The 7,215-nt window shown below is 68.0% G+C and carries 8 protein-coding genes and 2 pseudogenes; 6 read left to right on the plus strand and 4 right to left on the minus strand.

The features are described from left to right. Position 1 precedes the first annotated feature (1 nt). The 5 genes from ACFVJQ_RS36225 to ACFVJQ_RS36245 all read left to right on the plus strand — a co-directional run bounded on the left by ACFVJQ_RS36225 (position 2) and on the right by ACFVJQ_RS36245 (position 3,970). Positions 2 to 430, plus strand: coding sequence for a DUF3040 domain-containing protein (locus ACFVJQ_RS36225; protein WP_385789922.1), 429 nt, complete (start codon positions 2 to 4; stop codon positions 428 to 430). Then, the gene (locus tag ACFVJQ_RS36230) at positions 417 to 890 is read left to right on the plus strand and encodes a CBS domain-containing protein (RefSeq protein WP_385789924.1); all 474 of its coding nucleotides are present in this window, start codon (positions 417 to 419) and stop codon (positions 888 to 890) included. The genes ACFVJQ_RS36225 and ACFVJQ_RS36230 overlap by 14 nt, the downstream gene beginning before the upstream one ends. Before the next feature lie 36 nt (positions 891 to 926). After that, entirely contained in the window at positions 927 to 2,309 is a 1,383-nt protein-coding gene (gene nhaA / locus ACFVJQ_RS36235; RefSeq protein ID WP_385789926.1) for a Na+/H+ antiporter NhaA, read from the plus strand. A 109-nt stretch (positions 2,310 to 2,418) separates the two neighbouring features. Then, positions 2,419 to 3,549 carry a site-2 protease family protein gene (locus tag ACFVJQ_RS36240; protein ID WP_385515901.1) on the plus strand — a complete coding sequence of 377 codons (1,131 nt, stop codon included), beginning with the start codon at positions 2,419 to 2,421 and terminating at the stop codon, positions 3,547 to 3,549. Between the two features lie 79 nt (positions 3,550 to 3,628). Next, positions 3,629 to 3,970, plus strand: coding sequence for a hypothetical protein (locus tag ACFVJQ_RS36245; protein WP_385789928.1), 342 nt, complete (start codon positions 3,629 to 3,631; stop codon positions 3,968 to 3,970). A 392-nt stretch (positions 3,971 to 4,362) separates the two neighbouring features. Here the strand turns inward: ACFVJQ_RS36245 and ACFVJQ_RS36250 are convergent, their stop codons facing one another. The 4 genes and pseudogenes from ACFVJQ_RS36250 to ACFVJQ_RS36265 all read right to left on the minus strand — a co-directional run. Further along, positions 4,363 to 5,472: an SPFH domain-containing protein gene (locus ACFVJQ_RS36250; protein ID WP_385789930.1), complete on the minus strand. Its 1,110-nt coding sequence runs from the start codon at positions 5,470 to 5,472 to the stop codon at positions 4,363 to 4,365. Positions 5,473 to 5,501: 29 nt separating this feature from the next. Further along, positions 5,502 to 5,939: an NfeD family protein gene (locus ACFVJQ_RS36255; RefSeq protein WP_385515898.1), complete on the minus strand. Its 438-nt coding sequence runs from the start codon at positions 5,937 to 5,939 to the stop codon at positions 5,502 to 5,504. A 349-nt stretch (positions 5,940 to 6,288) separates the two neighbouring features. Continuing rightward, positions 6,289 to 6,544 (minus strand): annotated as a pseudogene (locus ACFVJQ_RS36260) (site-specific integrase); the annotation flags it as partial. 2 nt (positions 6,545 to 6,546) lie between these two features. Continuing rightward, positions 6,547 to 6,624, minus strand: a pseudogene (locus ACFVJQ_RS36265) (N-acetylmuramoyl-L-alanine amidase); the annotation flags it as partial. On the opposite strand from ACFVJQ_RS36265, the gene ACFVJQ_RS36270 reads away from it, so the two are divergent. Beyond that, positions 6,607 to 7,083, plus strand: coding sequence for a hypothetical protein (locus ACFVJQ_RS36270; protein WP_385789936.1), 477 nt, complete (start codon positions 6,607 to 6,609; stop codon positions 7,081 to 7,083). The pseudogene ACFVJQ_RS36265 and the gene ACFVJQ_RS36270 overlap by 18 nt on opposite strands. The last annotated feature ends 132 nt before the right edge of the window (positions 7,084 to 7,215 follow it).

Consider the following 7,215-nt stretch of genomic DNA (forward strand, 5'->3'; position numbering starts at 1 on the left):
CATGAATCCCGAAATGGACGACGGACGCATCCTTGCGCAGCTCGAACAACGCCTTGCCCAGGACGATCCCGCCCTGGCCTCGATCATGGACGCGCTCAACCAGCAGTTCCCCGACGAACCAGAAGCAGAGTCCCCCGACGGCCATGAGGAAGAAGAGAAACAGCGCAACTGGAGGCTGACCGCACCCACGGTGTTCATCATCATCGCGCTGCTGGGTCTCTTCCTCACTGCGGTGCTCAACCACGATCCGCACCAGGGCGACCAGAACCCGGGACCGCCACGGGGCCCCGGTATGGGCGTGTCCACGCAGAGCGAGCGCCGCTCTCCGCCAAGGACACCGCCACGGCGACGCTTCCCGGACCGCGGCACCGGACTTCTGCCCACCGACCCACCTACGGCATATCCAGGGGGTATCCGTGCGCGCATGTGATCTCGCAGACCCATACGTTTCAGTCACCAAGGACGCCGATGCGATCGAGGCCGTACGCCTGATCGTGGAGCAGAGACTGCCCGGCCTGCTGGTGACGGATTCCGAGGGGCAGCTGTACGCGGCCCTGCCCGCCTGCGACGTGGTCCGGACACTGGTTCCCGGCTATGTCCAGGAAGACCGCGGCCTGGCCCATGTCATCGACGAAGCGCACGCCGATCACCTCTGCCGCGCTCTGGAGGGACGTACGGTCGCCGACTGCCTTCCCGTGGGACGGCCGTTCCTGCCGACCGCCGATCCCGACTGGACGGCCATCGAGATCGCCGAGTTGATGGCCCGCACCCGAAGCCCCCTCATCGCCGTGGTCGAACGGCCCGCCGACGGTCCGGGTCGATCCGTCGGCGTGATCACGGCCGTGCGCCTGCTGGAACGTCTCCTCCAGGCCGCGCGCCTGCAGACCTGAGGCCTCGAAGATCTCCGACCGAAAGGCACCGACTGCATGCCCCGCCGCAACAGCAGCACCCACACCTTCCTCGGCCGTCTCCCTCTGCCGGAGCGCACCTTCGTGGCGGACGCTCTGCGCACGGAGACCGTCGGCGGCATCGTGCTGCTCGCCGCCGCAGCGGTGGCACTGGTGTGGGCGAACACACCGCTGAGGAAGTCCTACGAGGAGATACGGGACTTCCACTTCGGTATTGAGGCCCTGGGCCTGGACCTCTCCGTCGCCCACTGGACGGCGGACGGACTGCTCGCGATCTTCTTCTTCGTCGCCGGCGCCGAACTGAAGCGTGAGCTGGTGGTCGGAGAGCTACGTGACCCCAAGACGGCGACCGTGCCGGTGGTCGCGGCGTTCAGCGGCATGGCAGTCCCCGCGCTCGTCTACGGCATCGTCGCGACGTCCATGGGAGGGACCTGGAACGGGTGGGCCGTGCCCATGGCCACCGACATCGCCTTCGCTCTGGGCGTGCTCGCGGTGATCGACACCCATCTGCCCTCCGCGCTGCGCGCCTTCCTGCTGACCCTGGCGATCGTCGACGACTTGGGCGCCGTCATCGTCATCGCACTCCTCTACACCTCCACGATCCACGTGCCCGCCCTCATCGGCGCGGTACTCGGGCTCGGCCTGTTCTTCCACCTGCACGACCAGAGGCGCGTGCATGGCTGGTACTGGTACATCCCGCTGGCCTTGGTGATCTGGGGTCTGACCTACGGCAGTGGCGTCCACGCCACCGTGGCCGGAGTCGCCATGGGGCTGCTGCTGCGCGTGGCCAAAGACGGAGAGGCGGGCCATCGGCCGGCCGAGCACATCGCCCACCTGGTCCGGCCGATCTCCGCAGGAGTGGCCGTTCCGTTCTTCGCCCTGTTCGCAGCCGGGGTGAGCGTGTCCGGCGACACGCTGGGAGCCGTGGTCACGAGCCCGGAGCCACTGGGCGTGGCACTGGGGCTGGCGGTGGGGAAGGTGCTGGGTGTCTTCGGCGGCACGTACCTGGCCATCCGCTTCACCCGTGCCCGGCTCGGCCCGGACCTCGCGCTGGCAGATGTGTTCGCCCTGGCCGTGCTGGCCGGAATCGGCTTCACCGTCTCGCTGCTCATCGGCGAACTGGCCTATCCGAACCCGGCGGACCAGGAGCACATCAAGGCCGCCGTCCTGCTCGGATCACTGACCGCTGCGCTCGCGGCCTGCGTCCTACTGCGGCTGCGGAACAACCAATACCGGCGGCTGTACGAGGCGGAGACCGCCGACATGGACGCCGACGGCATCCCCGACATCTACCAGGCAGACAACACGATGGAACAGCAGCGCAACCCCACCCCGAACCCCCCGAACGACCGATCGCACCGAAGCGGCGGCCCTGACAATCCGTCCGACGCCGACGGATGACCCACCGCGCTCGCGAAGCCACTCCCGTAAGCCGGCCGGTCGCCCAGAACCCGCCAGGCACACCGGCTTCATCCGGACGGCAATAGCTTTGGGTCAGCAGGAGACAGAGATGAACAGCTCGCTACGGATCGGACGAGTGGCCGGGGCGCCCCTACGCATCCACTGGACGGTACCCCTGCTGGTGTTCCTCTTCGGCTACAGCCTGGCTGGCGGGACGCTGCCCGCCTGGCTCCCGGGACGGTCTACGACCGCCTATACCGTCGCCGGGCTCATCGGCGCACTGTTGCTCCTACTGAGTCTGCTGGCGCACGAGTCCGCACATGCCCTCACGGCCCGGCGCAAGGGCATCCCCGTCCACACCGTCACCCTCTGGGCCCTCGGAGGCATAACCGAGATGGGCAAGCCGCCCGCACCGGGCGCTGCCTTTCTCGTGGCCGTGAGCGGGCCGCTCGCCAGCCTGATGGTCGGGGGTGTTGCGCTCGGCGCCGGGGCGGGACTTGGTGCAGGACTCGGCTGGGAGGTACCGGCGGCCGTCATGGCGTGGCTCGGATGGGCCAACCTCCTGGTGGGGGTCTTCAACCTCCTGCCCGCGGCACCGCTCGACGGCGGACGGGTGGTACAGGCCGTGGTGTGGTGGCGCACCGGAGACCGGGCGCGGGCCGAACGGGCAGCCGGCCGCAGCGGTCAGATCCTCGGCATCCTGCTGATGGTCCTCGGATGGATCATGTTCCTGGGCGGCTCCTGGGGCGGAGCGTGGCTGGCTCTCATCGGCTTCTTCGTCATGATCGTCGCCAATGCCGAGCGGCAGCAGGCATCTCTGGCCGCGACCCTGGGCGGGATACGCGCCGCTGACGCCATGTCCAGCCCCGTGGAGACTGCCCCCGACTGGACCACCGTGCAGCGTTTCATCGACGGACCGGCGATGAACACTCACCACTCGACGCTGCCGTTGCTCGACTTCGAGGGACACCCCAGCGGCCTGCTTCATCTGCCGCAACTCGCGAAGATTCCCCCAGCACAGCGGGAGACCCTGCGGCTGCGCGACGTGGCAACCCCCCTGTCGCAGTGCGCCACCTGTGCACCGGATGACCTTCTGGAGGACGCACTCAAGAAGCTCACCCCGCGCGATGGTGCGCGCATCCTCGTCCTGGACGGCCGGCACCTCATGGGCATCATCACCGCACGGGACATCATCCGCCTCACCCAGCGCCGCCAGCTGCGCGGGAACGGAGCCGGATGAGCGCCAGCACAACCTCACGCCCTGCATTCAGCGGCCGAAGCTTCCGCCCGTACCCTGCATGCCCGACGAGGAGGTCACCGTGACAACCGAGTCGAACCCCGCCCCTGCGCCGGACCCCCTTCACGTGACCATGACGACCAACGGACAGCGTGCCACCCTCGTCTTCAGCGGCGTGCTGAAGACACACATGGTCGGCACGCTGGAAGAACAACTCACCGACCCGCGACTGCGCCAGGCCCGCGTCTGGGAACTGGAGATGAGGGACCTCGCACGGCTGGCCCTGCCCTGCGCCTACGCACTACTCCGGGCTGCCACCACGTCGCCGGCGCCCACAGAACTTCACGTCCGCGGCGCCCGCCGCATCGTGCGGCGGACCCTGCACGAAGTAGGCTTCGACGCGGTCGCGGCCTTCGAGGAGTGACGAGCGCGACCCGCACGACGTATGTCCGCTCTCCCACCACCTCCGGCAACCTCGCTGTGTCGTGATGCGTGCCCGATCTCGTCCACGACCGGCAATGTGATGCAGGCAGTGCGGGCCACCGTGGCCGAGGGCCTCGGCACGCGTCCAACAGTTACGCGTGTCCAGCTCCATCAGCAGTCCCTCGGCCATCTCACGCGCCGACAGCCGGGACTCACGGCGCGGGAAGCAGCCTGCAATCTCGCCCATCACCGCCCCCAGCGTCGCCGTCATGCCTGCTCGGCCACCGCTGCCTCCACGGCCACCTGGTCCCTGATCGTCTTCGCAAACATTCATGATCACGGTGGCCGTTCTGGAAGCCTCACGGCGGTCCCTGGCGACAGCCGAGGGCGGGCTCAACCGCCGGACGTCCGCCCCCGGCGCGGCGTCTGGGGCGACTTCGCAGCCTCGGCCTCCGCCTTGGCGTCGCTCACCGCGGCGGCGGCCTGCTTCTCGGCCTCGTCAGCAGCCGTTGCGGCGTCGAGGGAAACCGTCCAGCCCGCATCGAGCTCCGGAGTCCGGCCTTCGGCCGACGTGTCGTCGGCGCCGGCGGTGGCTGCTTCCTCAGGTCGCGCAGTTCTGGGGGGACCCGCCGTCGACTGGTCACCGAACGCACGGGTGACGGTCCGAACTGCCTCGGTCAGCTCCCCCGGGATCACCCAGAACGTGTTGTTGTCGCTGCTCGCCAGGTGCGGGAGCGTCTCGAGGTACTTGTAGGCCAGGATCTTCGGGTCGGCATTGTTGCGATGGACGGCCTGGAAGACGAGCTCCACCGCCTTCGCCTCACCGTCCGCCCGCAGGATCATGGCTTGTTGCGTGCCCTGGGCCTCCAGGATGTCCTTCTGCTTCGTGCCTTCCGCGGTAAGGATCTTGGCTTGCCGCTCCCCTTCGGCGTGCAGGATGGCCGCGCGCTTGTCACGCTCGGCCCGCATCTGCTTCTCCATCGCTTCCTTGATGGTGTGCGGTGGATCGATGGCCTTGATCTCGACGCGGTTGACCCGGATGCCCCACTTGCCGGTGGCGTCGTCCAGGACGGCGCGGAGCCGGGAGTTGATCTCCTCTCGCGAGGTGAGCGTCTCCTCCAGGTCCATGCTGCCGATGACGTTGCGCAGCGTGGTCACGGTGAGCTGATCGATCGCCTGGAGGTAGTCAGCGACCTCGTAGGCCGCCGCCCGCGGGTCGGTGATCTGGTAGTAGAGCACGGTGTCGATGTTCACCACGAGGTTGTCCTCGGTGATCACCGGCCTGGGGTCGGACGAATAGACCTGCTCGCGCACGTCGAGTTTGGTGTTGATGCGGTCCGCCACCGGCAGGACCAGGTTCAGGCCGGGTTGCAGCGTCCGGCGGTATCGGCCGAACCGCTCGATGTTGTAGCGGCGCGCCTGCGGGACGATCCGCACAGTGGAGGCCACGAGGAAGACGACAACGATGGCCGCCACAAGAGTGAGGATGACAACTGGATCCACAGTGCCTCCGTTGCTGTGTGTTCAGCCGTTCATGGAAGGAGGTCGCGGGGGTAGACGATGGCCGTGGCGCCTTCGATCTCCATGACATCCACCAGCGCTCCCACCGGGATCACAAGGCTCTCGTCGAGGGCGCGGGCGGACCACTCCTCGCCGGACAGTTTGATCAGGCCGCGGGTCGCGGTGACCTCCTGCATGACCTCGGCCCGCTTGCCGATCAGCGCATCACTGCCCTCGCGTGTGAGGGGTTGCTGTGCCATGTGCCGCAGCGCGATCGGACGGACGATGACGAGGCCCGCCGCCGCTGCTGCCCCCAGGGCCAGGAGCTGGCCGAGAAGGCCGATGCCCACACCGGCGACCACGGCGGCAACCAACGCAGCGCCCGCCAGCAACCCGAAGACCAGTGTCAGGGTGAAGAACTCCGCGACACCCAGTGCCGCGGCGGCGAGCAGCCATACGAACCACGGCATCGAATCGCCCTCCTTCAGGGGCCTTGTCCACCAAGCTACCTCCCGGACCGCCGGGCAGACAGACACGGCAGCTGTGGCTCTTGATCGTTGGGCGCCCACCCGGCCTCGGTCGGCTCATCCCATCACGGCGCCATGCCCACAGAGTGTCCTCAAGAGCGGACAACAGCGGTCACCAGCGGTGCGAACCCGCTCTCACGGGGCCGCCGCTGAGTCACATAAGCGCAGATCAAAGACTCCGCCGCCCACGCGCCGTCGCTTCCCAAGCTGAGAGCGCGAGTTCGATTCTCGTCAGCCGCTCCATGACAAAGGCCCGGGTCATCGACCCGGGCCTTTCTGCTGTCCGCTGTGATCACTCGCCGCGTGCCGGATTCGTGCCAGAACTCTGATCGTCCGGTTCGGCTGTCTCGTCTTCTGGCACGGCCGCAGCTTCCTGGCGTGCCTTGCGGACGGTCGCGTCGAGACTGGCAGCAACTTCCTGCTGTCGCTCGTCGTCGGAGGGCTGGTAGATCATCGCGGCCTTCTCGGAGGACTGGCCGGCGCGGGACCATCGTGTCCTTGAAAGTGGCGCCCGAGCGGGTGGACAGGGCGTGTCCGGTGTGGCGCAGGTGTAGGTGCCCCGTACGACGGCGGGGGCCTCCGCGCAGGTGTAGTCGTTGGACTCGGCGGTGTGGTGCACGACCACCGCAGGCTCGCGGTCGACGAGCGCGACAAGCTGAACGGCCCGGCCGCCGAGGCCAAGCGGATCTACACGGTCGGCGTGCCCGGCAACGATGGCCTGTACGACGTCACCGGCCAGACGGGCTTTCTGAACCTCGGTTCCCGCAAGAAGACTCTCGGCCGACACGATCGACCGACCGCACAGCACTCATCGGCACCGACGTACCACACGGTAATCCGGGCGGCCACCGGCGTATCACCGGTGGCCGCCCGCGTTTGCCGAGCCGACAACGCGCCTTCGATCCGGGGTTCAGGCGGCTCTACCGTCTTGATCGGGTTGATCGAGCCATTCGTAGGGTTGGGTCGCCCAGGGGTGCTGGGTGTGGCTATCAGGCGGCTGCCGTCTCGTGGCTTGCCTCGCTTCGCCGCCCGGCACCCCACGACGACTCGGCCGCCGATTAGGAAGTGCGAACAAGTCGCTGCGTAGAGCAATGCCGGCGAGGTCGTCCGTGGCACGCACAGTAGGAACAAGTACGTCAGGAGCACGATGAGCCGGATATGGGCGGGGATCGACAGCGGCAAGAGCCACCATCACGGCCTCGCCCTGGATACCGAAGGC

The sequence above is a fragment of the Streptomyces sp. NPDC127197 genome (assembly GCF_042672405.1).
Taxonomy (GTDB): Bacteria; Actinomycetota; Actinomycetes; order Streptomycetales; family Streptomycetaceae; genus Streptomyces; species Streptomyces flavusporus.